The organism is Thermomonospora catenispora (genome assembly GCF_006363815.1).
Lineage (GTDB): Bacteria > Actinomycetota > Actinomycetes > Streptosporangiales > Streptosporangiaceae > Thermomonospora > Thermomonospora catenispora.
Genome location: NZ_RRYT01000003.1, coordinates 81284 through 106374, shown reverse-complemented (window position 1 = coordinate 106374; position 25091 = coordinate 81284). Strand labels below are relative to the sequence as shown.

Annotated in this window: 27 protein-coding genes, 1 tRNA gene and 1 pseudogene; 13 read left to right on the top strand and 16 right to left on the bottom strand. The window is 69.1% G+C overall.

What is annotated here, in order from left to right:
• Positions 1–44 precede the first annotated feature (44 nt).
• The 3 genes from EIO00_RS03880 to EIO00_RS03875 form a co-directional block, all read right to left on the bottom strand.
• Positions 45–440, bottom strand: coding sequence for a gamma-glutamylcyclotransferase family protein (locus tag EIO00_RS03880; RefSeq protein ID WP_140175512.1), 396 nt, complete (start codon positions 438–440; stop codon positions 45–47).
• Between the two features lie 220 nt (positions 441–660).
• On the bottom strand, positions 661–828 hold the full coding sequence (locus tag EIO00_RS24080; RefSeq protein WP_161602641.1) for a hypothetical protein: 168 nt from the start codon (positions 826–828) through the stop codon (positions 661–663).
• Between the two features lie 116 nt (positions 829–944).
• On the bottom strand, positions 945–1211 hold the full coding sequence (locus EIO00_RS03875) for a hypothetical protein (RefSeq protein WP_140175511.1): 267 nt from the start codon (positions 1209–1211) through the stop codon (positions 945–947).
• Positions 1212–1596: 385 nt separating this feature from the next.
• On the opposite strand from EIO00_RS03875, the gene EIO00_RS03870 reads away from it, so the two are divergent.
• The 7 genes from EIO00_RS03870 (at position 1597) to EIO00_RS03840 (ending at position 8058) form a co-directional block, all read left to right on the top strand.
• Positions 1597–2028: an SRPBCC family protein gene (locus tag EIO00_RS03870; protein WP_140175510.1), complete on the top strand. Its 432-nt coding sequence runs from the start codon at positions 1597–1599 to the stop codon at positions 2026–2028.
• Positions 2029–2361: 333 nt separating this feature from the next.
• Positions 2362–2862, top strand: coding sequence for a DUF6790 family protein (locus EIO00_RS03865; protein WP_140175509.1), 501 nt, complete (start codon positions 2362–2364; stop codon positions 2860–2862).
• Positions 2863–3390: 528 nt separating this feature from the next.
• Positions 3391–4644 (top strand): cytochrome P450, encoded by a 1254-nt coding sequence (locus EIO00_RS03860; protein ID WP_140175508.1) that lies wholly within the window; start codon positions 3391–3393, stop codon positions 4642–4644.
• 451 nt (positions 4645–5095) lie between these two features.
• Positions 5096–5464, top strand: coding sequence for a hypothetical protein (locus EIO00_RS03855; protein WP_140175507.1), 369 nt, complete (start codon positions 5096–5098; stop codon positions 5462–5464).
• A gap of 850 nt (positions 5465–6314) precedes the next feature.
• The gene (locus tag EIO00_RS03850; protein ID WP_422100023.1) at positions 6315–7013 is read left to right on the top strand and encodes a dual OB domain-containing protein; all 699 of its coding nucleotides are present in this window, start codon (positions 6315–6317) and stop codon (positions 7011–7013) included.
• A gap of 59 nt (positions 7014–7072) precedes the next feature.
• On the top strand, positions 7073–7624 hold the full coding sequence (locus EIO00_RS03845) for a DUF488 domain-containing protein (protein ID WP_206664024.1): 552 nt from the start codon (positions 7073–7075) through the stop codon (positions 7622–7624).
• The gene (locus EIO00_RS03840) at positions 7621–8058 is read left to right on the top strand and encodes a DUF488 domain-containing protein (protein ID WP_140175504.1); all 438 of its coding nucleotides are present in this window, start codon (positions 7621–7623) and stop codon (positions 8056–8058) included. The genes EIO00_RS03845 and EIO00_RS03840 overlap by 4 nt, the downstream gene beginning before the upstream one ends.
• 478 nt (positions 8059–8536) lie before the next feature.
• Here EIO00_RS03840 and EIO00_RS03835 read toward each other — a convergent pair whose 3' ends face one another.
• Positions 8537–9190, bottom strand: coding sequence for a maleylpyruvate isomerase N-terminal domain-containing protein (locus EIO00_RS03835; RefSeq protein ID WP_140175503.1), 654 nt, complete (start codon positions 9188–9190; stop codon positions 8537–8539).
• Between the two features lie 166 nt (positions 9191–9356).
• A complete protein-coding gene (locus tag EIO00_RS03830) occupies positions 9357–9920 on the bottom strand; it encodes a YciI family protein (RefSeq protein ID WP_241661096.1) in 564 nt (187 codons plus the stop codon).
• A 297-nt stretch (positions 9921–10217) separates the two neighbouring features.
• Between EIO00_RS03830 and EIO00_RS24075 the strand changes: the two genes are divergently transcribed.
• Both EIO00_RS24075 and EIO00_RS03825 read left to right on the top strand, forming a co-directional pair.
• Positions 10218–10376 carry a hypothetical protein gene (locus tag EIO00_RS24075; RefSeq protein WP_161602640.1) on the top strand — a complete coding sequence of 53 codons (159 nt, stop codon included), beginning with the start codon at positions 10218–10220 and terminating at the stop codon, positions 10374–10376.
• A 116-nt stretch (positions 10377–10492) separates the two neighbouring features.
• Positions 10493–10954 (top strand): hypothetical protein, encoded by a 462-nt coding sequence (locus EIO00_RS03825; protein ID WP_140175502.1) that lies wholly within the window; start codon positions 10493–10495, stop codon positions 10952–10954.
• 270 nt (positions 10955–11224) lie between these two features.
• Here EIO00_RS03825 and EIO00_RS03820 read toward each other — a convergent pair.
• Positions 11225–11295: transfer RNA gene (locus EIO00_RS03820), tRNA-Gly, on the bottom strand.
• Positions 11296–11403: 108 nt separating this feature from the next.
• On the opposite strand from EIO00_RS03820, the gene dcd reads away from it, so the two are divergent.
• Positions 11404–11979: a dCTP deaminase gene (dcd, locus tag EIO00_RS03815; RefSeq protein WP_140175501.1), complete on the top strand. Its 576-nt coding sequence runs from the start codon at positions 11404–11406 to the stop codon at positions 11977–11979.
• Positions 11980–12137: 158 nt separating this feature from the next.
• On the opposite strand, the gene EIO00_RS03810 is transcribed toward dcd, so the two are convergent.
• The gene (locus EIO00_RS03810; protein WP_140175500.1) at positions 12138–13199 is read right to left on the bottom strand and encodes a hypothetical protein; all 1062 of its coding nucleotides are present in this window, start codon (positions 13197–13199) and stop codon (positions 12138–12140) included.
• A gap of 795 nt (positions 13200–13994) precedes the next feature.
• On the opposite strand from EIO00_RS03810, the gene EIO00_RS03805 reads away from it, so the two are divergent.
• From EIO00_RS03805 to EIO00_RS03795, 3 genes and pseudogenes are all read left to right on the top strand, one after another.
• Positions 13995–15263 carry a quaternary amine ABC transporter ATP-binding protein gene (locus EIO00_RS03805; RefSeq protein WP_140175499.1) on the top strand — a complete coding sequence of 423 codons (1269 nt, stop codon included), beginning with the start codon at positions 13995–13997 and terminating at the stop codon, positions 15261–15263.
• A 139-nt stretch (positions 15264–15402) separates the two neighbouring features.
• Positions 15403–16131: pseudogene (locus EIO00_RS03800) on the top strand (ABC transporter permease); the annotation flags it as partial.
• Positions 16132–16203: 72 nt separating this feature from the next.
• Positions 16204–17085, top strand: coding sequence for a glycine betaine ABC transporter substrate-binding protein (locus EIO00_RS03795; protein ID WP_140175498.1), 882 nt, complete (start codon positions 16204–16206; stop codon positions 17083–17085).
• An 89-nt stretch (positions 17086–17174) separates the two neighbouring features.
• Here EIO00_RS03795 and EIO00_RS03790 read toward each other — a convergent pair whose 3' ends face one another.
• The 9 genes from EIO00_RS03790 to ectA all read right to left on the bottom strand — a co-directional run bounded on the left by EIO00_RS03790 (position 17175) and on the right by ectA (position 24611).
• A complete protein-coding gene (locus EIO00_RS03790) occupies positions 17175–17930 on the bottom strand; it encodes a class I SAM-dependent DNA methyltransferase (protein ID WP_140175497.1) in 756 nt (251 codons plus the stop codon).
• A gap of 62 nt (positions 17931–17992) precedes the next feature.
• On the bottom strand, positions 17993–18754 hold the full coding sequence (gene ehuA, locus EIO00_RS03785) for an ectoine/hydroxyectoine ABC transporter ATP-binding protein EhuA (protein WP_140175660.1): 762 nt from the start codon (positions 18752–18754) through the stop codon (positions 17993–17995).
• A gap of 34 nt (positions 18755–18788) precedes the next feature.
• Complete coding sequence (gene ehuD / locus EIO00_RS03780; RefSeq protein WP_140175496.1) at positions 18789–19445, bottom strand: ectoine/hydroxyectoine ABC transporter permease subunit EhuD; 657 nt, start codon at positions 19443–19445, stop codon at positions 18789–18791.
• The gene (gene ehuC, locus EIO00_RS03775; protein ID WP_206664023.1) at positions 19442–20197 is read right to left on the bottom strand and encodes an ectoine/hydroxyectoine ABC transporter permease subunit EhuC; all 756 of its coding nucleotides are present in this window, start codon (positions 20195–20197) and stop codon (positions 19442–19444) included. The genes ehuD and ehuC overlap by 4 nt, the downstream gene beginning before the upstream one ends.
• Positions 20198–20213: 16 nt before the next feature.
• Positions 20214–21137, bottom strand: coding sequence for an ectoine/hydroxyectoine ABC transporter substrate-binding protein EhuB (ehuB, locus tag EIO00_RS03770; RefSeq protein ID WP_140175495.1), 924 nt, complete (start codon positions 21135–21137; stop codon positions 20214–20216).
• A gap of 114 nt (positions 21138–21251) precedes the next feature.
• Complete coding sequence (thpD, locus tag EIO00_RS03765) at positions 21252–22133, bottom strand: ectoine hydroxylase (RefSeq protein ID WP_140175494.1); 882 nt, start codon at positions 22131–22133, stop codon at positions 21252–21254.
• A 77-nt stretch (positions 22134–22210) separates the two neighbouring features.
• A complete protein-coding gene (locus EIO00_RS03760; RefSeq protein ID WP_140175493.1) occupies positions 22211–22606 on the bottom strand; it encodes an ectoine synthase in 396 nt (131 codons plus the stop codon).
• 136 nt (positions 22607–22742) lie between these two features.
• On the bottom strand, positions 22743–24002 hold the full coding sequence (gene ectB / locus EIO00_RS03755) for a diaminobutyrate--2-oxoglutarate transaminase (RefSeq protein WP_140175492.1): 1260 nt from the start codon (positions 24000–24002) through the stop codon (positions 22743–22745).
• 69 nt (positions 24003–24071) lie between these two features.
• A complete protein-coding gene (gene ectA / locus EIO00_RS03750; RefSeq protein ID WP_140175491.1) occupies positions 24072–24611 on the bottom strand; it encodes a diaminobutyrate acetyltransferase in 540 nt (179 codons plus the stop codon).
• Positions 24612–25091 lie beyond the last annotated feature (480 nt).

Sequence of the window (25091 nt, the reverse complement as noted above, 5' to 3'; positions counted from 1 at the left end):
CACTTTGATAAAGCGACCACGTCAACGGTTCCGTGACCGCCGCCTCAGCCGCGACTTTCCCGCCATGCCCGGCATCGTTGGACATACGCCGTCAGATGCCGTCGGACGAACAGTTCGGGGTCCCAGTCGCGTTCCTCGACGGGCCCCTTCCACAGATAGGCGCGGCCGGTCCGTCCCCCGTCCAGCGCGATCACCCGCGGCTCGTACAGATCGCCTTCGTACTCGTCGAGCAGCGAGATCTCCGCCGGGGTCAGGCCGAGGATCAGCCTCCCGTCCGTCGTCGCGCCCGGGTCGGGGATCAGCCCGGGGTAGACCGCCCCGGGCAGCGCCCGCGCCCGCCATCCCGGAGCCCTGGCCGGTTCCATCGGCGGCACCCGTTCCAGCAGCGCCTCGAGCACCGCCGGGAACCGCAGCGTCCCGTAGACGAACAACCCGTTCACGGCCGCCCGGCACGGCCGCCCGCATCGTCGGCCGCCCACTCTCGCGCCGGTCGTCGATGGAGCAGACGAGCGATCCCTCCCACCTCCAGGTGCGCCGCACGGATCGGACGCCGGCTCCGAGGGCGCCGAGCGGGCCGCCGTCGCCGGTGTCGGCGGGTCGTCGGCGCCGGAGGCGTCCTCCTCCATCGTGGCGGACGGGCAGCGGGAACGGCACCCCCGCTCAGGAGCCGGGGTCCCCGTGAACGACGGCGGGCCGCACGTCGCGGAAGAACGACAGCGCCTCCGTCACATCGTCCAGCCGGATGCGCGGCGGGCCGTCGCCCGGCAGCGCACCGGCCGCGATCAGCACGGCCGCCACGATCGCCCAGCGGACCATCCGTCTGTGCATCCCGTCCTCGGAACGTCTCTCAGGGTGGATTCGATCACGACGCCCCCGTGCGCGTTCCGAAACAATGTCCTCGATCGGTCCCTTCGTGGGATCGAATCACACCCATGTGGCCCAGATCACCTGCGAGCGGGCACCGGGGCCCGCCGGTCCACCTCCCGCGCGATCGCCATGACCATGTCCTCGAACGCGCGCTCCCCGTACCGCTCTCGCAGCGCCGGGTACACGCCCTTGCGCGCGGCCTCCCGCAGCATCCCGCTGAGCACCCGGTGGGCGGGCGTGCGCCCGGCGACGCACTCGTCGCAGGCGTGCCGCGCGGTGCGCATCGGCTCCGGGTGGGCGGTCGACTCGGTGAGGATCATCCGGGCGGCCTCGGTCAACGTCATGCCGGGAGTCCAGGCGCCCGCGCACGGCCGGCCGGAGGACCGAGCGGATCACGGCCCGCCGTCGGACGCGTCGACGGCGCGGGAACGAGACGGCGGACCGTGGAGCGTTCGCGCCGCCGGTGCGGCGATGAGGCGGCTCCGCCGGTGCGACGGAGCGGCCTTGAAAAAGCCCTCCGGGCCGGGTCCCCGAGGCGTCGGCCGAGGTCTTCGGCTTCTCGCCGTCCCCGAAGGGTCGAAGCCGGCTGCATTCCTCGGACGCGGGCCCCGGGACCGGACCGGTGAAAGCGCGCACTGGAACACGCAACGAAAAGGCGCCATAGGTGTCCCGGCGGAACCTTTTTTGATAGGAACGTCCCAGATCATCGTGATACGCCCGGGAGTCTTGATGCGCTACGAGGCGAGCACCGTCATCGACGCCCCTGTGGAGCGGGTCTGGGAAGTCCTCATCGACGTGGAACGCTGGCCGGAATGGTCGGAGTCCATGACCCGCGTGCAACGGCAGGACGCCGGCCCGCTGCGTCCCGGCAGCACCGCGAAGGTCTCCCAGCCCCGGCTCCCCACCGCCGTGTGGCGGGTGACCGAGCTGACCCCGAACGCCTCGTTCACCTGGGAGTCCACGAGCCCGGGCGTCACCACCGTCGCCGGCCACGAGCTCACCTCCACCGAGGACGGACGGACCGGGGTGAAGCTGACCCTCGAGCAGACCGGCCCGCTGGTGCGTCTCGTCTCCCTCTTCACCGGCCGGCTCACCCGCCGCTACCTGGAGATGGAGGCCCAGGGCCTGAAGGCCCGCTGCGAATCCGCCGGGTCCTCCTGACGCCCGCGACCGACCTCGCGGACGTCCTCGCCGGGGCGGGCGGGCGCCGCGTCTCGATCGTCCGCCCCGCCGGGCGGCCGCGGGGCGGACGTCCCGCTCCCGGGACGGCCGGTCCTCGATCGACGCGAGGTCGGCCCCCTCGGCCCGTCGTCCCGTGAACGCGCGGCGCCGTCCCCTCGTGTCCGCCCGGCGTCCCGCGGACACGAAGGCCTGTGAGGGCTCTCCGACGAGCACGCGGCCCCGTCCGTCGTCCCGGCGCGGACGGACCCCTCCCCGCCCCCCTTCCGATCACCGAAAGTAAACTCTCTGTCACCGAGTGTCTGGAGGTGGGGTGTGGAGATCCTCTTACTGCCGATCATCGCGCTCATCGGAGCGACCGTTCAGTGGCGCAGGCGCAAGGCCGAGCCCGGAGCAGGCCCCACCGCCGACATCTACCTGGTGTGGTGGCTGGTGGTGGCCGTGGGGATCGAAGGGCTCCTGGGGGCCGGCGCCCACCTCTTCGACGGCCCCGCCACCGCGGAGGAGATCGGCTACACCCGCGGGAACGGCGGCTTCCAGTTCGAGAACGCGATGGGCGACCTGTCGATCGCCGTCACCGCCATCATGTGCCTGTGGTTCCGCGGCGGCTTCTGGCTGGCGGTGATCACCGTCCTGTCCATCCAGTACCTCGGCGACGCCGTGGGCCATTTCTACTACTGGATCGCCGAGGACAACACCAAGCCCGGCAACATCGGCCCGCCGCTGTGGCTCGACCTCATCCTGCCGCCGGTGGCATGGGCGCTGTACATCGCGTCCCGCCGCGCGGGCGGCGACGCCGTCCCGCGCTCCCGTTGACGGTCGCGCCGCGCACGGCGTCCAGCGACCCCTCGCACGAGGAGCGCGCACTTCGGACGCTCCGGGCGGGCCGGGACGTCCGCCCCTCGCCGCGCCGTGCGCGACGGCGCGCACCGTGAAGCGCCCGGTCCACGATCGCTCTCTCACCTCACCCGCACCGGTGTCGCCGCACGACCGCACGGCTCTTGCTGCATATGCACACACCGGTAAGGAACAAGGTAAAAATCCCGGGAAAAGACGGCCGGATGCGGCCGCACGATCACCACAGGACAGATTCTTCTTTCCTTCCGCTCTGCTCGCCGCATGACGGGGCATAACGCATGGCAATGGGGGGACGCGCACAGAACCCGGCGCCGAAATGATCAAATACGGACATTTCACACAGCGCTGTGACCAGCGCCTTCAGCGGATGTCACCGCCCGGCGGCAGGGCGGTGATTCCGCGGTGAGCGCCGGGCGGTCGCGGTGACGCCCCACGACGGCGGGGCCCTGCACGCCCCTCTGCCCGAATGCCGAGCGGAAGGACGCCATGACGACCACCGACGACGCTCTCGCCCGACGCGAAGGCGGCGATGACGCCGACGTCCTGCCCCTCCCGGCGTCATACGACTTCGACATCGACCCGCTGTACGACGAGCTGCGCAAGAGCCGCCCGGTGGCCAAGGTCACCGTGCCCGGCCAGGACACCCCCGCCTGGCTCGTCACCCGCCACGCCGACGTGCGGCACGTGCTGTCCGACCCCCGCTTCTCCCGGGCCGCGGCGGTCGACCACAGCCCCGGCCGGCGCACGATGGTCTACCTGGTCGACATGGACCCGCCGGAGCACACCCGGCTGCGCCGCGTCGTCCACCACGCCTTCTCACCCCGCCAGGTGGAGCGGCTCCGGCCGTGGGTCCGCGGCCTGGTGTCCGAGCTCATCGACGCCATGGTCGCCCACGACCCCCCGGCCGACCTCATCTCCCGGCTGACCATGCCGCTGCCGGTCACGATCGTCGGGGAGCTGTTCGGCGTCCCCGCCGAGGACAGGCCCGCCTTCTCGGCCTGGGCGCAGGCGTTCACCACCCTGACCGGCCACACCGCCGAAGAGGTCGCCCAAGCCCAGCAGTCGATGTACGCCTACCTGGCTCGCCTGCTGCTGGGGAGCTCCGCCCGCACGGATCGGGCCGGCGACTCCGACGGTCCCGGCGACGTCGCCGGCGCCCTGCTGCGCGCCCACCGCGACGGCGTCATCGACGAACAGGAAATGATCAACCTGGCGATGATCATCCTCGTCGCCGGTTATGAGACCACCGTCAACGTCCTGGGCGGCATCGTCTACACCCTGCTGCGCCGGCCGGGACTGTGGGCGGACTTCCGCGACCGCGCCCGCGATCCCCGGGCCGTGGCCACCGCGGTGGAGGAGCTGCTGCGGGTCGTCCCGGTGGGGACGCTGCCGCCCGCCCCGCGCGTGGCGACCGAGGACACCGTGGTCTCCGGTCAGCCGATCAAGGCCGGCGACGCCGTCTTCGTCGCCCACGAGACCTCGGCGGCCCACGACCCGGAGATCTTCGAGGCGCCCGAGGAGATCCGGCTGGACCGGACCCCCAACCCCCATCTGACCTTCGGGCACGGCCCCCACTTCTGTCTCGGGGCGCACCTGGCCCGCCTGGAGATCCAAGAGGTCCTCACCGCACTGGCGCACCGGCTGCCCGGCCTGCGCCTGGCCGTCCCCGAGGAGGAGCTCCAGTGGGTGCGCGGCGGACTGGTGCGGGGGCTGCGCGCGCTTCCGGTCACCTGGACCTGACGCCCCGGCGGCCCGGCTGCGGCGAGCCGGCCTCGCCCGAGCGTCCGCATGCGTCTCCGCGTGCCCGGCGAAGCCGCTCGTCGCAGCCGCAACGCACCGGGAACCCGGACGGCTCCCGAAGGGGAAGCGGTCCACCGGACCGGTGAGAAGACCGTCCGGCGTGCACGGAACGCCGCCGTTCCCAGCGGTCTCCCCGCCTGCTCGGTCGCGTCGAGAAGCCCGACTCGGGCCGTTCCGGCCGCGTGCCGTTCTCACAAAGCGCTCTCCGGAGCGCCCGGGCCCGCGCGCGTCCCGTCGCCCGTGCCATCCCTCACCCGTTCCTGCAGGCAGGGGCGTTGAGCGACCTGGCCCGAGCACTAGCTCTGGCCGGGAACCGGAGCGGGCCCGTCAGATCGCCGTCGCCGCCGAGAGGACCGCCCGGTCCGTCACCGACGCGCATGAACGGGCGTGCGTGCTCAGTGAGCTGGTCCGGACGCTGGTCGAGGTAGGAGAGGCGAAACGGGCCGAGGCCGCCGTCCGCTCCATCCCCGACCCGGACGATCGGGCGGAGGCGTCGCGCGGCCTGCTCCGGGCACCGGCCGAGGCCGGGCGCACGGAGCAGGCCGAGACCGACGTCCGCTCCGCTCTCGCCTCGTCCGAGCAGGCGTGGACATCGGCACCGCTCGTCGAGAAAACCGATCCCCGCTCCTTCCGGCGGCTTCTCGCCGCGGCCCCGGTCGACACACCGCCCACGGCGCTGCTCGAGGTGATGGCCCGGGTCGATCCGCAAGCCGTGGCCGACACCGCTCACCATGTGATCGCGGCCGGCCGCGAATCCTGAGCGGGCTCCGGTCCGACCGGCCGAGCATGGCCGGTCCTCGTCGCCGAGGACTCCTCTGGCCAGCCGATTGTTGCGGGGACGGGTCATCCTCACACCTTGGCGAAGTCAGGTCGGGGAACTCGGTTTGACCATGGCCGAAATCGGCCACTTGGACAGGTGCTATAGCGGCCCATAAGGACTGGTCACGTTTCTCGGAGCCAGCCGGCTCCAGGCGTTCATCTCATCGACCGTGTTCGCAAGCCCGTGGCGGGCGGGATCACCGTGTCGTGGCAGCGCGATCCCGCCACCGATAAGCGGACGACCCTATACATGATGGCGAACTTACCAAAACCCTCAGGACACGCACTGCCTGGGCCGACACGCGTTCCAAGGTATCGCTACACCACTAACACCGACTCCTCAGTAAGCCCATCCCGATGCCTCATGAGCTCCATCAGGTCTCTCGGCAGAGAACCTCTCCTCATCGAGGGCCTTGCCCAAGCCCGCCCCACCATCGAGCAGGCATTGTCAAACGCTGATAACCCCACGCCCACCCGGTTGGCCAACCGACATCATTCGATGAGCATCACCCACATCACGACATCAACTGAGAGGAAACAGCCTACTGACTGGCACGGTGTTCACTATCTGTCATCGAGGCAAGGCGAGCCAACGAAACCTTCTAGATGCCGAGCATAGAACCTTCGAAGCGAAGGCATCTCACCAGAGACAGCAACAATAACTCATCCAACCCCAAGTTGATTCAACTCAAACGTCCATCCTAGAAGCCCGCGCAACATCAATGAGCTGATTTTCTCGACCATTTGCGCTACAGTCACCCCCGAGGCGAAGCGCATTACTCGGAGGGCATGTGACAAAATTTAGGAGGCTTATATGCCTTGCAAATTCCTACAAGAATGGTGGGCGTTGCATCGCAGGGATTACTGACGACGCCCAAAGCGAATGGATCCGCCCCGTCAGCAAAGCTCCGAGCGGCGCAATCCCTGAAGACAGGCAGAAATTCGAAGATCAATCGGAACCGCGCGCGCTTGACATCATATCCGTGCCACTCAAGAAGCCCGTAAACATCGAGAAGTACAAGGCATACAGCTTCCAGCGAGAGAATTGGCTCCTTGAAGATGGAAAAAAGCTGAGAAAAGTAGGGCGAGCCGACTGGAACAGGCTACTTGAGCTAGAACAGCGTCCCAAGACTCTATGGATCAATGGATACCCCCCCAACCGAGACTTCAATGACCGCATTCCAGGCGAGCTGACAATAACTCTGACAGAATCACTTAAGCTAATTCGGGTCAGCCGCGTAACACTAGAGGTGTACACCAAAGGCCGCAAAAGACTCAGCGCAAAATTCTACTATAATAGATGTCACTACAAGCTGCGGGTAACCGATCCAAGCTACAGGAGCGAATACAGAGAAAAGCCAGACGGCTTGTACACGCTAGGTGAAGCATTCTTGACAGTGAGTCTTGGCGAACCCTTCGAGGGCTACTCCTATAAACTGGTGGCGGCCATCATCGAGCGAGCGAAGACCGAAGCGGACAGCAGTAGATGACCTACAGAAAAATATTTACAATCGGACATTCTACACACAGCTTCCCAGTCTTCCAAAGCTTGCTCCAGCAGCACGAAGTAACAGCCGTCGCGGATGTACGCTCGGTACCCGTCAGTCGATTCGCGCCCCAGTTCAACCGGGACATGGTGAAGCGCGGCTTGCACGACTGCGGCATAAAGTATGTATTCCTCGGTGGAGAACTCGGGGCGCGGTCGAACAACCCCTCCTGCTACATCGATGGGCGCGTGCGATATGAACGCCTCGCTCAAACCCCAGAATTCTCCAAAGGAATTGAACGCCTGTTGCGGGGAATGCAAACGGAACGGATCGCCGTCATGTGCACCGAGCAGGAGCCACTGGACTGCCACCGCACGATCCTCATCGCACGTGTTCTCACGGAGCGGGGAGTCACCGTTGACCACATCCATGGCGACGGAAGCATCGAGAGCCACCCAGCGGCGATGCGACGCTTGATGGCCAAATTCGACCTGATCGAGGACGACCTTCTCTACACCCCGACCGAGCGCATGGCGATGGCCCTCAGTCGCCAGGAGCAAAAAATCGCGTACTACAACGAGAATTTTCGACTCCACAAGGCGCCGAGCAGATGATCATCTATACTATCGGATTCACAAAGAAGTCCGCCGAGCAGTTCTTCAACTTGTTGCGCCAGTCGGGAGCAAAAAAGCTGATCGACATCCGACTGAACAATGTTTCACAACTTGCAGGATTCGCCAAACGCGATGACCTGAGATACTTCCTCCACGAGATCTGCGGCATGGATTATGTTCACCGAATTGACCTCGCACCCACGAAGGAAATGCTCGATGACTACAAAAAGAATGGCGCAAGCTGGAAGAGCTACGAAGATCGGTTCTTGGAACTGATGAGGCGGCGCCGCATCGAGGACACCGTGCCGCAAGAGCTGATCGACAACTCGGTCCTGCTCTGCAGCGAAGAGAAGGCGCACCACTGCCATCGGCGGCTAGTCGCCGAATACCTCGCTCAGCACTGGGAAAACGTCACGATTCAGCATCTGGGTTGACCCCACAGGAACCTGTGTAGCAGCCCGTCGAGGGCTCGGCGCCGTCCGCGCCAAGCCCGAATCACTCCCGGCGAAGGGTCCGGCGCCATCTCGTTCGAGAAGCCGGTGAATCGTCCGGTCCGGCACCAGGGGACGCCGTGACGCGACGAGCATCCCCCGCCCGCCGGAAGCACGCCGATGTCATCCGACTGCCGCCGGACGCACCGCAGAACGGTGCCCTGCTCGGTGATGTCCGGTCTGAGCGGACGCTGATGTCCTCTCGTTGCTCCCTGCACGACGGTCGAGCGATCTCGGCAGGCCCGCCCCTGTCACGATCACCGACGTCAGGCGGCCATGAAGCCGCCGCGGCCTGACGCCATAACAAACCGAACACCTGCGTCGTCTGCACCGCGCACTCTCAGCGGCCGCGGCGGCTCAAAGGTTTTCCGCTGGGAGCGGGAGATCTCGTGTACGCATCACCGGCGGCGGGCGCGGCGGCTCAGCCGAGGACGAACGGGATCCTCGTCGCGAGCTCTCCCAGCGCGGCTCTCTCCGCGTCGGTCGGGGCGCGCCGTCCCGTGCCCACGAGCAGCGCGTCCTCGTCGGTGAAGGACGCAGGGAACGGGGTCCCCGCGATCTCTTCCAGCATCGCGCGGGACCGGGCCAGGCCCTCAGGGGGCGGTCCCGCGACATCGGGCAAGTGGGCGATCAGGTCGAGGTGGTGCAGCGTCCACTCCATGACGTAGGCCGAGAGGTAGTCGGCCACGGTGAGCACCTCGTCGCGCGTGCCGACCCGGGCGGCGGGGTCGGCGAGCCCGGCGGCGCGTCCGGCGGCGGAGCCGACGTCGTCGAGGTGGAACTTGAGCAGGCGCGGTTCCTCGTATGCGGCGGCCAGCCGGACGGTCAGGGCGTCCAGCGGGTCCTCGCCGGTCGGAGGCTCCACGAGGTTCCAGTAGGTCACCGCGTTGACGGTCGGCTCGGTGTCGGCGGGAGTGGCGAGGGTGATCAAAACGTCCTGGGCGTCGATGATCAGGTGGCACACCAGGTCCCGCACCAGCCAGCCGGCACAGCCGGAGGGCCGTTCGAAGGCCTCGTCCGGGAGTTCGGCGACGGCCCTGCGCAGCGCCGCCCACGAGCGTGAGAAGAGGTCCACTGCGGCACGGTAATCCCGCGCCGCGAGCGTGGACAAACGTGGTGACGACCGCCGGCTTCCGCCGACCCGATCCGCACGATCACATGCTCCCGCTCCTACGCCGCCCGGCCGTCCGTAGCGGTCGTCACGGCTTCCGTCGCCGTGGAGGGCGGGACGCCCGGCGCGGTCACCGGCGTCCCCCGAACTCCCACGCGTGGACCTCGACGGCGGCGTACCGGTTCGCATCCAGGACGGCGCGGGCCGCGTCCGAGTCCGGCGCCCTGACCAGCGCCGCCGTGCCCACCCAGATGGCGCCGTCGTCGGAGAGCAGCGGCCCGAAGGCGATCAACTCGTCCTGGTCGGGCGGAACGACGAGGTCGGCGTCCCCTTCCGGACCGAGGCCGAGCACCAGGAACCGGTCGCCGCCGGTCCGGCCGCCGGGGAAGTCCCACATGGTGCGTCCCAGCATGTTCCGCCAGCGACGCAGCAGCACGTCCCGGTACGCGCCGGCCTGGTAACTCGGCTCGTCGAAGGCGAACGCGCGGGCGGCCGCGGGGTCGGGAAGGTCGACGATGTGCACGCTGCCGGTGAGCGTCTCGCCGTCCTCGGCGAAGGTCGGACCGCGGGCGATCATCTCCGCCGCGTACCGGTCCATGTAGGACCAGTGCTCTTCCAGCAGCTCATAACGCAGCGCCATGGACCCCGGCCGGTCGCGGTGATAGCAGAAGAATTCCATCCCCGCAGTTTTCACCACTTCACTTCTCCGCCGCCGACGTACGGCCGGAGACGATCGGCTGCGGGAGTTCATCGCGTTCACTCCTTGGTCACGCCGCCACAGGCCACGGGCGCCCGCGTGGGGCCGGACCTCCCCGGAGCCGGGGAACCCCACCGCGGATTCCCGATATCGGAACGCCCTCCGTGACGCCTCGCATCGCGGGGTCCGGGGCACGACGCGGCCCCTGGGAACGCACTCACCCGATCCGGCGACGACCGGGTCGCGTTCCTGGAGGCGGTGCCGCCGCAGCTGACAGAGGTCACCGGCGAACCGTTGCCCGTTGCGCTGACCGGCGTCCCTCCGTGGGAATGGTTTCCCCTGCTGCTGGAAAAGGCCGCCCGCCGGTGCACCCGTAACGGTGAGCGGCTGGTGCTGGTGGTCGACGGGCTGAACGGGGACCGAGGCGTGACCGGCGGCGGGGACGGACTCTGATCGACGGCGGCGGGCCGGGCCGGGAGCTGCTGGGTCTGCCGGCCGCCTCCGGCGGCGGCCTGTCGGCCCGGGGCCCGGCGGAGCTGACCGGATCCTCCCAGGGGGAGATCGAGCGGGTGTTGCAGGCGGTCACCGGCCGGGTCCTCTCCAGCCTTGACAGCGCCCGGCAGGAGCAGGGGCCGGTGTTCGCGCCGACCCATGAGGAGCTGCGGCGAAGCGCCCTGCGCCGCCTCAGCGGTGAACTGGACCGCTGGCGGGAACGCCTGCACGCCTGGGCCGACGGTTACCAGAAGCGGGGCCGGCCGGCGGACACCCCGGAGTATCTGCTGCGCGGCCATCTGAAGATGCTGCTGGAGGCCGGTGATCTGCCGCGGATGGTCGAACCGGCCACCGACCGCGCCCGGCTGGACCGGATGCTGGACGGCAGCGGAGACAACGCCGCCGCCAGGCGGTTGCTCGCCGCATGTCTGATCACTCTCGACCCCGACTCGGTTCTTCAAGCACTGGCCGTGGCCGCCCCTGAAGCGGTGGCCGCCGTCGCGGCGGATCGGCTCGGGGCCGATGAGGGGACCTGCTAGGCCGCCCGGCCGGACCGGGATCGATCTGGGGAGACTGCATCCCCGCTCCGGACGGGCGGCCGCCCGCACCCGCCGCCGGCGAGCGCCTTGCCCAAGACCGCTCGGTGAGAGCACACGGGCCTGTGCGACGGGGACTCCGGCTGCGCTTTCACGACCTGCGGAAAGGCCCGCGCCCTGAGTGCGCATTGATCGCACGACGGCCTGCAGGGCGCGGAAACGTTCAAGGCCCAGGCCTGGGGTTCACACCCCTGGCCTGGGCCTTCACATCAGAGCGAGTGACGGGAATCGAACCCGCGTTACCAGCTTGGGAAGCTGGAGTTCTACCATTGAACTACACTCGCCTGCGGCTTACCGAAGATGCAGCCGCGTTCTTATGGTAGCGGATGTTCGACGGTTGGCCACCCGTGGCGGGGCGGAGCACGAGAGACGAGAGCGGTACCTTTACCGGCATGCTGCTCTCCGACCGTGACATCAGGGCCGAGATCGAGGCGGGACGGGTCAAGATCGAGCCGTTCGATCCGGAGATGATCCAGCCGTCCAGCGTGGACGTGCGGCTCGACCGGTACTTCCGGGTGTTCGAGAACCACCGGTACCCGCACATCGATCCCGCGGTGGAGCAGCCTGATCTGACGCGGCTGGTGGAGCCGGACGGGGACGAGCCGTTCGTGCTGCATCCCGGAGAGTTCGTGCTGGCCTCCACCTATGAGGTGTTCACGCTGCCGGACGATCTCGCGGCCCGGCTGGAGGGCAAGTCCTCGCTGGGGCGGCTGGGGCTGCTGACGCACTCGACGGCGGGGTGGATCGACCCGGGGTTCTCCGGGCATGTGACGCTGGAGCTGTCGAACGTGGCGACGCTGCCGATCAAGCTGTGGCCGGGAATGAAGATCGGGCAGATGTGCCTGTTCCGCACCAGCTCGCCGGTGGAGTTCCCGTACGGGTCCACGCAGTACGGTTCGCGCTACCAGCACCAGCGGGGGCCGACACCGTCGCGGTCCTACCTGAACTTCCATCGCACCAAGGTCTGAGCCGAGGTGTGAGGCGGACCGCCTCGCGCCCGGTCCGCGCCCTACGGCGGGCGGGCGCCGGAACGCGCGTCCCGGTCGCGCCCCCGCCGGGCGCCTGCGGTTTCCGCGCCTCCTTCCGGTGCATCGCCCGCGGCCCCGCCCGATGACCCGGCCCGCGATCAGGGCCAGGTGACGAGGCCGCCCTGGGTGCCGGAGAACCCGGGGTCGTCCCAGCCGGGCGGGTAGGCGGCGTCGTGCGTGCGGACGCTGCTGGAGGTGGTGTAGGACCCCGCCTTGTCCGGCGGGGGGACCTTGAACGGCCCGCAGGTCATGACGCGGCCCCCGTTGGGGAGGCGCATCCGGCAGCGTCGCAGGCTCTTCTCGCTTCGCGTCAGGTGGGCCTGGCGGCTCTGGACGAGGTGACGGTCGTGCTTCATGAGCCAGATCCAGACGGTCACCTCCTGCGCGGACCCGCTCTGCTTGTCCGACCTGATCTTGGTGTAGATGGATATCCCGCCGGAGTCGCGCTTGATGCACGGCATCACGAACACGAGCTCCACCGACGACTTGGTCCAGTTGTCGCGGCACTCGTGCGTCGGAAGGCCGGCGGCGTTCGCCGGAGGGTCGTCCGATGAGGTCTTCGCCGGAGGGTTCTGAGGGGGGTCTGAGGAGGCCTTCGCGGAGACCGCCGGCGCGGCGCTCGGCGTGACGGTGTGCGTGACGGTCGGGATGACGAGGGCCGGGGAGTCGCTCGAGGCCGCGGACGGCGCGACGTCCGGAGGAGGCGCGGTGTCGTCGAGCAGCGCCTTGACCACCGTGCCCGTCAGCACCACGAGGCCGCTGGCGGCGGCGAAGGCGATGACGGCGAAGCGGTGGCGGAAGGAGCGCGGCCCGGCGGGGTGGGGCTCGAGCGTGCCGACGGACCTCTCCGCGGAGAGGAACAGCTGCGGATCGCCGGACGCCCCCGCCGTTGTGAGCGCTTCCAGGGCTTCGCGGCGACGCTGCGCCCACTCCTCAGGGTTCGCGCCACATGCTTCTGCATATGCACGAACGAATTGTTCGGGAATGTCGCCATTAGCGGGGTTCAGTCGCTGAGTGAGTTCGGAGGCGCTGTACCCCATCTTGGCGCTGAGCTCCGCCAAGGTCGCCGTTCCCGCCAGCCTCCGCAGGTCCTCGACGAATGCGCGCCATGGCCCCTCATCGCGACCGATCGACTCTTCGCCGCTCCCCCGGATCGTCATGCCCCCTCCTTGCGTTTTGACCCTTTCATTGTCACTTTGATGCACACGGCAGAAGAGGGTTCGCAAGAAATCATTGCGGACTCGGGCCGCCCAGAACCCACGCCCCTCGGACCCCGCGCCGCGAATCCGGTGCGGAAAGCGGGCCGGAGGGACGCGTCATGATCGACGTCTCATGATCGATATCTGCGGAAAGACGGGGCGCGGCCGCGCGATCCGCCTGCGTCACCGGGGTCGGGCGATCGACTCCCCCGTCACCGCCGCGGTGAACGCTCCCGAGGGGCGATCGGAAGCGAGGGTCCCGTCGGGCGAAGGGATGTGGCCGACCTCACGATCGCCCGCCGACGGGTTCGCGAGGAGTGCACGACAGGTCCACAAGGAGTCCGCGACGAGTCCGTGACGAGTTCGCGACGAGGATCCGCCCCTGCCTTTCGGTCCCCGCTCCGTCACCGGGCGCAACCGCTCTGAGCAGCGCGATCATGCGGAAACGGACCGACCGCAGCACGGTCCGCCGCACCCCCGACCGCCACGATGAGTAACGCAGGTGTCACCGAACGCACATCACTCGTCCGTTCAGAACCGGTCACATCTAAATAAACTACCTGTGCACAACCGGCGACGGCCCTATAGCGTACGGCGAGTCCGTCGTGGGCAAATTCCACATTTTGTTACGTAAATCACACTATTGGAGGTTGACCGATAAGAGCCGCCTGATACCCCCGAGGGGGCCGGGGGCTCTGGCCGTGCGCTCCTCGCGGAGCAGACCTTCGGGTCGCACGGCCGATCGGGAGGAGATCGGTGTCCATCATCCGCGCAGAGAACGTCACCAAGCTCTTCGGCCGCAAGGCGGCCGAGGGCGCTCGTCGACTGGCCGCGGGTGCGGACATCGACGAGCTCCGTGCGCTGGGGGTGACCCCGGCCGTGGTCAACGCATCTTTCACAGTGGAGCGCGGCGAGATCTTCGTCGTCATGGGGCTGTCGGGGTCCGGCAAGTCCACCCTGCTCCGAATGCTCAACGGATTGCTGGAACCCACCGCGGGCCGGGTCGAGATCGACGGCCGGGACATCGCGCATCTGCCCGCCAAGCAGCTGCGACTGCTGCGGCAGGAAAAGATCAGCATGGTCTTCCAGCACTTCGCGCTGTTCCCGCACCGCTCGGTGCTGGACAACGCCGCCTACGGGCTGGAGGTCCAGGGCGTCGACCGGCGGGAGCGGGAGCGGCGGGCGCGCCACTTCCTGAAACTGGTCGGGCTGGCCGGCTGGGAGGACAAGCTGCCCGGCCAGCTGTCGGGCGGCATGAAACAGCGGGTCGGACTGGCCCGCGCGTTGACGGCCGACACCGACATCGTGCTGATGGACGAGGCCTTCAGCGCGCTGGACCCGCTGATCCGCCGGGAAGTGCAGGACCTGCTGCTGGACCTGCAGGCGCAGCTGGGCAAGACGGTGGTGTTCATCACCCACGACCTGAACGAGGCCATGCGGATCGGCGACCGGATCGCCATGATGCGCGCCGGCCGCATCATCCAGATCGGCACGGCCGAGCAGATCCTCACCGACCCGGCCGACGACTACGTCGCGCAGTTCGTCGCCGACGTCGACCGCACCCGGGTGCTGACCGCCGCCTCGGTGATGGAACCGGCGCTGGTGACCGTGCCCGCGGGCGGCGGCCCCCGCACCGCGCTGCGGACCATGCGCAAGCACCAGACCTCCGAGGCCTTCGTCTTGGGACGCGACCGCAAGCTGCTGGGCTCGGTGCGCGCCGTCGACGTCGTGGAGGCCGTCCGGATGCAGGTCGACACGCTCGACGACCTGATCAACGACGATCTCGACCCGGTCTCCCCGGACACCGTGGTGGCCGACCTGTTCGGCCGGTGCGCCGAGAGCACGCTGCCGGTCCCCGTGGTGGACGACGCCGGGGCGCTGGTGGGGGTGATCCCTCCGGTCACGCTGCTGGCGGCCCTCAGCGCCGACGGCGACGTGCAGGAACGCCCCGGGCCGCAGGAGCCGGACGGGGAGCCGGACGGGGAGCCGAACGGGGAGAAGGAGGACGTCGTTGTCCAGGGCTGAGGTCGCATCCATGGAGCTCCCCCGGCTGCCGGTGGGGACCTGGTTCGAGGGGCTGGTCGACTGGCTGACCGACAACGCCTCCTGGCTGCTGGATCTGATCAGCACGGCGGTCGAGACCACCGTGCAGGCCCTGACCGACCTGCTGACGGCCCCGCCGGCGCTGCTGCTGACCCTCGCGCTGGCGGCGCTGGGACTGTGGCTGCGCGGATGGCGGTTCGGCCTGTTCGCCCTGCTCGGGCTGGCGCTGGTGGACAACATGGGGCTGTGGGAGCCGGCGATGTACACGCTGGCCCTGGTGCTGGTGTCCGCCCTGGTCGCGGTGGCGCTGGCGGTACCGCTGGGCATCGCCGCCGCCCGCAGCGAGCTGGTGAGCAAGGCGCTGCGTCCGGTGCTGGACCTGATGCAGACCATGCCGCCGTTCGTCTACCTGATCCCGGCGATCTTCTTCTTCAGCGTCGGTCCCGTCCCCGCGGCGGTGGCGACCATCGTGTTCGCGCTGCCGCCCGGCGTGCGGCTGACCGAGCTGGGCGTGCGCAACGTCGAACGGGAGATGGTCGAGGCGGGCGAGGCCTTCGGCGCCCCGCCGCGGCAGATCCTGCTGCGCATTCAGCTTCCGCTGGCCCTGCCCACGATCATGGCCGGGGTCAACCAGGTCATCATGCTCGCACTGTCGATGGTGGTCATCGCCGGCATGGTCGGTGCCGAGGGCCTCGGCAACACGGTGCTGGAGGGCATCCAGCGCACCGACATCGCCCTCGGTTTCGAAGGCGGCATCGCCGTCGTGGTGCTGGCCATCTTCTTGGACCGGGTCACGTCCTCGCTGGGTGAGCGCTCGGCCGTGGCCCGCGCGGAGAAGGCGGCCGCCTGAAAGCCGGGACCGTTCCCGTCCCGCCATGGCGCCGGATGCGCCGTGCCGTTCGTCGAAAGGAAATCCGTGCGCTTGCGCTTCACAGCACTCGCCAAGATCACCGCAGTCGCCCTGTCGCTGACCCTGGCCGCCACCGCCTGCGGCGGCGAGAGCGGCGGCGGCGAGACCGACAACACGATCACCATCGGCCTGCCGACCGGCTGGGCCGAGGGCGAGGCGGCCAGCCACCTGTGGGAGCGGATCCTCAAGGACAAGGGCTACCGGGTCGAGGTGAAGGGCCTGGACGTCGGCCCGCTGTTCACCGGGGTCGCCAAGGGCGACATCGACCTGTTCCTGGACACCTGGCTGCCGACCACCCACGAGGACTACTGGAAGCGCTACAACAAGGACCTGGAGCAGCTCGGGGTCTGGTACAGCAACGCCAAGCTGACCATCGCGGTGCCCTCCTACTCGCCGCTGAAGTCCCTGGAGGACCTCAAGGGCAAGGGCGGCGACTACGGCGGCAAGATCATCGGCATCGAGTCGGGCTCGGGCCTGTACCGGATCTCCTCCACCAAGATGCTGCCCGACTACGGGCTGAAGGGCGAGTACACGGTCACCGCCTCCTCCACGGCCGCCATGCTCGCCGAGCTGAAGAAGGCCCTCGACGCCAAGAAGGACATCGTGGTGACCCTGTGGCGCCCGCACTGGGCGTACGCGGCCTACGACATCCGGGACCTGGAGGACCCCAAGGGCTCGATGGGCGGCGCCGAGGAGATCAGCTCGGTCGCCCGCAAGGGCTTCAGCAAGGACTTCCCCGACGTGGCGCAGTGGCTGAAGAAGTTCACGATGAACGACCAGCAGCTGGGCTCGCTGGAGGACCTGCTGGAGAACAAGTACAAAGGCGACCCGCAGAAGGCCGTCGACGAGTGGCTGAAGGCCAACCCCGACTTCGTCTCCGGCATCACCGGCTGAGCCGGCCGGCCTCGGGCCGGGTCTGAGCGGACCCGGCCCGGGGCCCGCCCGTCCGGAGCGTCGTCCGGTCCGAGCGGTCCCCGGGCCGGTCAGGCCCGCACGCCGCGGATGAAGCCGAACCGGTCCGGATAGGTGAGGATCTCCTCGGGGTGGCGGGACTCGATGCAGGCGACGCCGTCCTCGATCTCCTCGGCGGAGAAGCTGGACAACACCGACATCCACCGGTTGCGGACCAGGTCGATCCACTGGTCGCGGGCGATGACGACGGTGTACTCCTCGATCCGGCACTCGGTCCGCAGTCCCGCCTCCTCCAACGCGGCGACCAGGTCCTCCAGGGCGGGCTGACGTTCGGCGAACCGGTCCAGAGCGGCCGGGAACAGCGGATACTCCAGCCGCGGCGGCAGCGTCACGATCAGGATCCGCCCGCCGGGGGAGAGTCGTTCGGCCAGCCCGCGCAGGGTCTGCGGGATATCCCGCACATGGTGGACGGACTCTTTGAAGGTGAAGGCGTCGACCGTCTCATACGGCAGGGCGACCTCGCCGGAGGCGATCTGCTCGGCGGTGGCGCGCAGCGGGGACAGCCGCTCATCGTCGGGCAGCCGGTCCAGCATCGGCTGGGACGGGTCGACGCAGACGATCGGCCGCTCGGCCGAGGCGTGCTCCATCAGCCGCCGCAGGAACAGCCCGGTGCCCGCGCCGATGTCGACGAACCGCTCTCGCCCGGAGGGCGACAGCCAGGCGAGGATGCGGTCGGCCATCCACTCCACATACTCGGGGCGGTCGGCCCAGTTGCGCTCGTAGGTGGCGGCGAGCCGCCGGTAGTGCTCCTCTTCCGTGGACGCCATGACGGACCTTTCCCCCGGCTCGAGGGCCGGGTGTCGGGGGCGGGGACGTCGGCGGATGCGGGTCAGGTCTGCAGGACGGCCTGCAGGAAGTCGCGGGTGCGCTGCTCGACCGGATCGCTGAAGATCTTCTCGGGCGGCCCCTCCTCCACGATCTGGCCGTGGTCGAACATCAGGACGCGGTCGGAGATGTCGCGGGCGAAGTTCATCTCGTGGGTGACGCACAGGATGGTGAGGTTCCCCTCGCTCGCGATGTCGCGCAGCAGCGACTGCACCCCGGCCACCAGCTCGGGGTCCAGGGCGGAGGTGACCTCGTCCAGCAGCAGGATCTCCGGCTCCATCGCCAGGGCGCGGGCGATGGCGACGCGCTGCTGCTGACCGCCCGAGAGCCTGCCGGGGTGGGCGTCGGCCTTGCCCGACAGGCCCACCATCTCCAGCAGCTCCATGGCGCGCTGCTCGGCCTCCTCGCGGGACCGGCCCAGCACCCGCACCGGCGCCTCGGTGATGTTGCGCAGCACGTTCATGTTGGGGAACAGGTTGAACTGCTGGAAGACCATCCCGACCTTGCGGCGGACGCGGCGCAGGTGCTTCTCGTCGGCGGGGACGAGCCGGTCGCCGCGGCGCATGTGGCTGAGCAGCTCCCCGTCCACCTCGATGGTGCCGCTGGTGACCCGTTCCAGGGTCATCAGCAGGCGCAGGATGGTGGTCTTTCCCGATCCGCTGGGACCGATCAGCGTGCAGCGTTCCCGGGGACGCACGGTGAAGTCCAGGTCGCGCAGCACCTGGTGGTCGCCGTAACGCTTGCCGACCTTGTCGAAGCGGATCATGTACTGCGGTTCGGCGGTCGGATCGGCTTTCGGATCAGCTTTCAAGACGGCGCTCCAGACGGCGAACGAGGATGGACGAGGGGATCGCCACGACCAGGAAGAACAGCCCGGCGAGGGTGAGCGGCTCCAGGTAGCGGAAGTCCTCCGAGCCGAGCTGGCGGGCCAGGCCCAGCACGTCCACCACGGTGATCAGCGCCAGCTGCGGGGACTCCTTGAAGATGCCGATCAGGTTGTTGCCCAGGGCCGGCAGCACCTTGCGGACGGCCTGTGGCAGGATCACGCTGGTCCACACCCGCAGCCGCGGCAGGTTGAGCGCGACCGCGGCCTCCCACTGGCCCTTGGGGACGTTATCGATGCCGGCCCGGTAGACCTCGGCGGTGTAGCAGGCGTAGTGGACGCCCAGCCCGACGATCCCGGTGGTCAGGGCGCCCATCGTGATGCCGAGGGCGGACGGCAGGACGTAGTAGAGGATGAACAGCTGGGCCAGCAGCGGGGTGCTGCGGATCAGCTCGATCAGGACGCGGACCGGCAGCCGCACCCAGCGGGTGGGCGCGCGCAGCGCCAGCGCCAGCACCAGGCCCAGCAGGAAGGCCAGCACGGCGGCGCCCAGGGTGGCCTGGGCGGTGACCTTCAGCCCGGTGGTGAACAGCTCGGGCGCGATCTCGCCGGCCCGCCCCCAATCCCAGGTCATCGCGCACCTCCCGCGGCGACGGTGAGCTCACCGCCGGCGGAACGGCGGCGACGACGCGGCCACAGCGGGCGCACCTCCCGGCCGAGCATGCGGGCCATCCGGCGTTCCAGCAGCCGCATCACGGCGGTGATCAGCCCCGCGTACAGCAGGTAGATCACCATGACCAGGACCATCACCACGGCCCGGTCGCTGCCGGAGTTGATCAGCGCCTTGCTCTCGAAGATCAGGTCGCCCACCGAGATCGCCGACACCAGCGAGGTGGCTTTGAGCAGCTCGATGAGCAGGTTGTTCAGCGGCGGCAGCATGGCGGCCAGCGCCTGCGGCATGATCACGTACCGCATCCGCTGGTAGGGGCTGAAGTTGAGGGCGATGGCCGCCTCCCGCTGGGCCCGCGGCACGGCCAGCACCCCGCCGCGCACCACCTCCGCGCCGTAGGCGCCCAGGTTGAGGCCCAGCGCCAGGATCCCGGCCGCCAGCGGGGCCAGCCGGTATCCGGTCAGCACGGGGAGCGCGAAGAAGATCCAGAACATCTGGACGATCACCGAGGTGCCCCGGAAAAACTCCATGTAGACCCGGGCCGGGACGCGCACCAGGCGGCGGGGCGAGAGCATGGCCAGCCCGGCGGCGAACGCCAGCACCAGGGCCAGCGCCGCGCCGCCGAGCGTGGCCTGTGCGGTGACCAGCGCGCCGTCGCACAGGAACGGCATCGCCTCCCCGACGGTGCCGGGCAGGTCGCTGCTGCAAGGGTTCATCGTGGGACCGGTCGGATCAGGAGGTCGGCTTGCACAACTGGTCGGCGGTCAGCTTCTTGGCCGCGTCGATCTCGGCGGCGGTGAAGCCGAACGGCTTGACGATCTCCAGCAGCCGGCCGGAGTCCTGCAGCTTCTTCAGCTCGGCGTTGAAGGCCTCGCGCAGCTCGGTATCGGCCTTGCGGAACCCGTAGCCGCCGGCGCCGACCTCCTCCTTGCCGTCGATCACCGGCACGAAGGACGGGGTCACCTCGATCGGGGCGTCGGCGTAGTGCTGCCGCTTGTTCCAGTTGAGGGTGATGGAGGTCAGGGCGACCGCGTCGACCCGGCCGTCCAGCAGCCCCTGGAAGGCGGCGTTGGCGTCGGGGTAAACCTGGATCTGGCCGCTCTTGACGCCGTAGGCCTCGGCGTATCCCTTCTCCACCGCCCCTTCCAGCACGGCGACCTTGACGCCGGAGTCGGCGGCGATCTCGGCGAAGGTCTTCAGGCCCTTGGGGTTGCCCTGCTTGACCAGCAGCGCGGTGGTGCCGGCGTAGTCGGGGTCGGAGAAGGCGATCTGGCCGCAGCGTTCGGGCGTGATGGACATGCCGGCGGCGATCACGTCGTAGTTGCCGGCGTTCAGGCCCGGGATGAGCGCGCCGAAGGAGTCCACCAGCACCGGCTCCAGCTCGTTCACCCCCAGCGCCTTGAAGATCTCCCGGGCGACCTCGGGGGCCTCCCCGGTGAGCCGGCCGTTCTTGTCGCGGAACCCGTAGGGAGCCTCGTTGGCGAAGCCGACCTTGATCTTGCCGGCCGCCTTGACGCGCTCCAGCGCGCCGCCCGCGGAGGTCGCGGGGTCCTCGGCCTTGGAGCAGGCGCTCAGCAGCGCGGGACCGCCGATGATGGCGGCGGCGGCCAGGCCCGACCGCCGCAGCAGATCCCGCCGGGACATCGGTGACGTCATCGTCGTCCTTTCTTTCCAAGGGGGAACGGAGAGCCGGACGTCCCGCCGGCGACTCGGGGCCGGCGGGACGGTCTCAAAGGGCGTACCCGCCCGGTCGGAGCGGCCCGGGCCCGGTCAGGCGCCCACGGGGGTGAAGTCGCGGGCGGCGATGAACTCGGGGCGCCGCTGCGGGGCGGCGAACGGCTCGACGCAGGTGTTCTCGACGCTGTTGAAGACGAAGAACACGTTCGACCGGGGGAACGGCGTGATGTTGCCGTTGGAGCCGTGCATGCAGTTGCAGTCGAACATGACCGCCGAGCCGGCCGGGCCGGTGCACAGCTCGATGCCGTGCCGTTCGGCCAAGGCGGTGAGGCTCTCGGGGTCGGGGGTGCCGATCTCCTGGTCCTTCAGCGACTCGCGGTAGTGCTCGGGCGGGGTCTCGCCCACGCAGGAGACGAAGGTGCGATGCGACCCCGGCATGATCATCAGTCCGCCGTTGCAGACGAAGTTGTCGGTGAGGGCGATGGAGATGCTCACCGCCCGCATCCGCGGCATGCCGTCCTCGGCGTGCCAGGTCTCGAAGTCCGAGTGCCAGTAGAAGTCCCTGCCCTTGAAGCCGGGCTTGTAGTTGACCCGGCTCTGGTGCACGTAGACGTCCGAGCCGAGGATCTGCCGGGCCCGGCCGACCACCCGCTCGTCGCGGGCCAGCTCGGCGAAGACCTCGCTGATGCGGTGCACCTCGAAGATCGACCTGATCTCCGTCGAGGACTTCTCGGTGACGACCCGCTCGTCCCCGCGCAGCGCCGGGTCCTCGCTCAGCCTGCGCAGCTCGGCGCGGTAGCGTTCGACCTCCTCCGGGGTGATCAGCCGCTCGATGGTCACGAAGCCGTCGCGGTCGTAGGCGGCCAGGGTCTCGGCGTCGAACGGCCCGTCGTCCGCGGTCCCGTAGACCACCGGATCCCGGCGGTCGATGAAGGCCGGTTCGCAGGAGCCGCGGGTGGGATACAGGTCGACCATGGTTCTCTCCCTTCGGTGCGGGACGGGCCGGGTCGCCGGCGGCGGGAGGGCTCCCGGCCCGTGCTCGGCCGGGAAGGTCAGGAATCGTCCTCGGTGAGCAGGGGGTAGGCGCCGTTCTCGTCGTGGACCTCGCGTCCGGTGACGGGCGGGTTGAACACGCAGACGGTGCGCAGGTCGGTGTGGGCGTGGACGGTGTGGTGCTCGTGGCCGTCCAGGACGTACAGGGTGCCAGGGGCCAGCGGGTGGCGTTCCCCGGTCTCGTCGTTGACCAGTTCGCCGGTGCCCTCGATGCAGTAGACGGCCTCGATGTGGTTGGCGTACCACATCGAGGTGCTGGTGCCGGCGTACAGGACGGTGTCGTGCAGGGAGAAGCCGACCTTCTCCCTGGCCAGCAGCAGGCGGCGGCTGCGCCAGGTGGCGGCTTCGACGTCGCGTTCGGTTCCGATGACCTCGTCGAGGGTCTTGACGATCACAGTGGCTCGCTTTCGTCTCCGGGTCCGGTGATGGTGGGCCCGCGCCGGGGGCGGCGAAGGACGGTCGCCCGCTTCGAGCGGAGGACCGGAGGGAGCGGGCGGCCGCGGCGCGGAGACGCCGCCCCCGGGCGGCGGGTCAGGCCGGCTGCAGTTCCAGGGCCGCGGTGACGGATTCGGCGAGGATCTGCAGACCGTCGGTCAGTTCGCGTTCGGTGATGGTCAGCGGCGGCAGCAGCTTGGCGACCTCCCCCTCGGGGCCGGAGGTCTCCATCAGCAGGCCCCGCCGGAACGCCTGGGCGCAGACCCGGCCGGCCGCGCGGGGGTCGGCGAAGGCGATGCCCTGGGCCATGCCCCGGCCGCGCAGCCCGGTGACCGCGTCGCCGAGGCCGTCGACGAGGCCGGTCAGGGCGCGGCGGATCAGCTCGCCCTTGGCGCGGGTCTCCTGCTGGAGCCGATCGTCGGTCCAGTACTCCAGGGCGGCGGTGGCGGTCACGAAGGCGGGGTTGAAGCCGCGGAAGGTGCCGTTGTGCTCGCCCGGCTCCCACACGTCCAGCTCCGGACGCAGCAGGGTGACCGCCAGGGGCAGCCCGTAGCCGCTGAGCGACTTGGACAGGCACACGATGTCGGGGACGATGCCGGCGTCCTCGAAGCTGAAGAACGGCCCGGTGCGGCCGCAGCCCATCTGCACGTCGTCGACGATCAGCAGGATGTCGTGGCGGCGGCACAGGTCGGCCAGCCCGCGCAGCCACTCCGGCCGGGCGGCGTTGAGCCCGCCCTCGCCCTGCACGGTCTCCACGATCACCGCGGCGGGCTTGTCCAGCCCGCTGCCGCTGTCGGCCAGCATCCGCTCGAACAGCAGGAAGTCGGGGGTCCTCCCGTCGAGGTAGTTGTCGTAGGGCATGGTGGAGGTGTGGTTGAGCGGCACCCCGGCGCCGCCGCGCTTCATCGAGTTGCCGCTGACCGCCAGCGAGCCCAGCGTCATGCCGTGGAAGGCGTTGGTGAAGCTGACCACGGTCTCCCGCCCGGTGTACTTGCGGGCCAGCTTGAGCGCCGCCTCGACGGCGTTGGTGCCGGTCGGGCCGGGGAACTGGATCTTGTAGTCCAGTCCGCGCGGGGCCAGCACGATGTCGTGGAAGGCCTGGAGGAACTCGCGTTTGGCCACGGTGTGGGCGTCCAGGCTGTGCACGATGAAGTCGTCGGCGAGGTAGCGCAGCAGTCTCTGTTTCAGCAGCGGGTTGTTGTGTCCGTAGTTGAGGGAGCCGGCGCCGGCGAAGAAGTCGAGGTAGACCCGGCCGGACTCGTCGGTGACGGTGCTGCCCTGCGCGGTGCGGAAGACCGTGGGCCAGCCTCGACAGTAGCTGCGGACCTGGGACTCGAGACGTTCGAACACGTGCATTCGTCGTTGCCTTCCATGAACGGGTGGGGGCCTGGGAGATGAGGTCCTGGACGGTCGAAGGCGCGGTCGTCAGTCGGTGAGCGGCCCGATGCGGTACAGCACCTCGGGCTCGTGGGGAGGGTGGTCGTCGGGTCCGGGGAACAGGTCGGCGGGGAAGAGTTCGCGGCGGACCAGCTCGCAGCCGCGGGCGCGGGCGAAGGATTCGAACAGTCGCGCCGAGGCGATGTTGCCGGGGGTGATGGTGGCCTCGAGGAAGCGGCGTCCGGGGTCGCGGGCGGTCAGCTCGTCGAGCATCCGGCGGGCCAGGCCCTGTCCGCGGCGGCGGTCGTCCACCGCCACCTGCCAGACGAAGAGGGTGTCGGGGGCGGCCGGTCGCAGGTATCCGGTGACGAACCCGCAGGGCCCCTTCCGGTCGCGGGCGACCACGGAGGTGTCGGCGAAGTCCCGGCACCACAGGACGTATCCGTAGGGGGAGTTGAGGTCCAGGGAGCGCGAGTCACGGGCGATCCGCCACAGCTCCCGCCCGTCCGAAAGCTCCGGACGGGACAGCCGTATCTCGTCGTCGAGCCGAAGGTCACGGGTGCCTGCACGAAGGGGGGTCGCGGCCATGTGCACCGAACGTAGCCGACGTCCCTCACGACCCCCGGAGTGTTCGATCACGGAAGGTGTTTAAAACAAGGAGAAAGCGGGTAGGGGACGCCCTTTCGCGCGGACGGCGGCTACGGGGAGTTACGGCGAACCCTGCGCGACCCCCCTGTGAACCGACGCGTCACCTGCCTTTTCAGCCGATTGACAACGCTTCCTGATCGGCCGTCAGATCTGCCCGTCCACTCGGCGGGACATGTGGAAAACAGTACGAGTCAGTCAAATTTAACCGTGACCTAGATCACAGGATTCTGATGTAAACCTGTGATCCGATTGAAACGACTTTTATGTCCGGCCTCTCGGTCGGCCGCTCACGTCACTGTACGTGATCGCATTGATCATCATGGGTGAACGGCCGGAATCCCGGCTCCGTTCACCGGAGAACCGCCGAGAGCACCGCCGGAGAGATTCCTCCGTCCCCGGGGCCGCACAAGTCGCGCCACG

Excerpts from the sequence above, each read along its gene's own strand:
- EIO00_RS24080 (WP_161602641.1), bottom strand. The coding sequence starts at position 828 with ATGCACAGACGGATGGTCCGCTGGGCGATCGTGGCGGCCGTGCTGATC.
- EIO00_RS03875 (WP_140175511.1), bottom strand. The coding sequence starts at position 1,211 with ATGACGTTGACCGAGGCCGCCCGGATGATCCTCACCGAGTCGACCGCC.
- EIO00_RS03870 (WP_140175510.1), top strand. The coding sequence starts at position 1,597 with ATGCGCTACGAGGCGAGCACCGTCATCGACGCCCCTGTGGAGCGGGTC.
- EIO00_RS03860 (WP_140175508.1), top strand. The coding sequence starts at position 3,391 with ATGACGACCACCGACGACGCTCTCGCCCGACGCGAAGGCGGCGATGAC.
- EIO00_RS03840 (WP_140175504.1), top strand. The coding sequence starts at position 7,621 with ATGATCATCTATACTATCGGATTCACAAAGAAGTCCGCCGAGCAGTTC.
- dcd (WP_140175501.1), top strand. The coding sequence starts at position 11,404 with ATGCTGCTCTCCGACCGTGACATCAGGGCCGAGATCGAGGCGGGACGG.
- EIO00_RS03810 (WP_140175500.1), bottom strand. The coding sequence starts at position 13,199 with ATGACGATCCGGGGGAGCGGCGAAGAGTCGATCGGTCGCGATGAGGGG.
- EIO00_RS03790 (WP_140175497.1), bottom strand. The coding sequence starts at position 17,930 with ATGGCGTCCACGGAAGAGGAGCACTACCGGCGGCTCGCCGCCACCTAC.
- ehuA (WP_140175660.1), bottom strand. The coding sequence starts at position 18,754 with ATGATCCGCTTCGACAAGGTCGGCAAGCGTTACGGCGACCACCAGGTG.
- ehuD (WP_140175496.1), bottom strand. The coding sequence starts at position 19,445 with ATGACCTGGGATTGGGGGCGGGCCGGCGAGATCGCGCCCGAGCTGTTC.
- ehuC (WP_206664023.1), bottom strand. The coding sequence starts at position 20,197 with ATGAACCCTTGCAGCAGCGACCTGCCCGGCACCGTCGGGGAGGCGATG.
- ehuB (WP_140175495.1), bottom strand. The coding sequence starts at position 21,137 with ATGACGTCACCGATGTCCCGGCGGGATCTGCTGCGGCGGTCGGGCCTG.
- thpD (WP_140175494.1), bottom strand. The coding sequence starts at position 22,133 with ATGGTCGACCTGTATCCCACCCGCGGCTCCTGCGAACCGGCCTTCATC.
- ectB (WP_140175492.1), bottom strand. The coding sequence starts at position 24,002 with ATGCACGTGTTCGAACGTCTCGAGTCCCAGGTCCGCAGCTACTGTCGA.
- ectA (WP_140175491.1), bottom strand. The coding sequence starts at position 24,611 with ATGGCCGCGACCCCCCTTCGTGCAGGCACCCGTGACCTTCGGCTCGAC.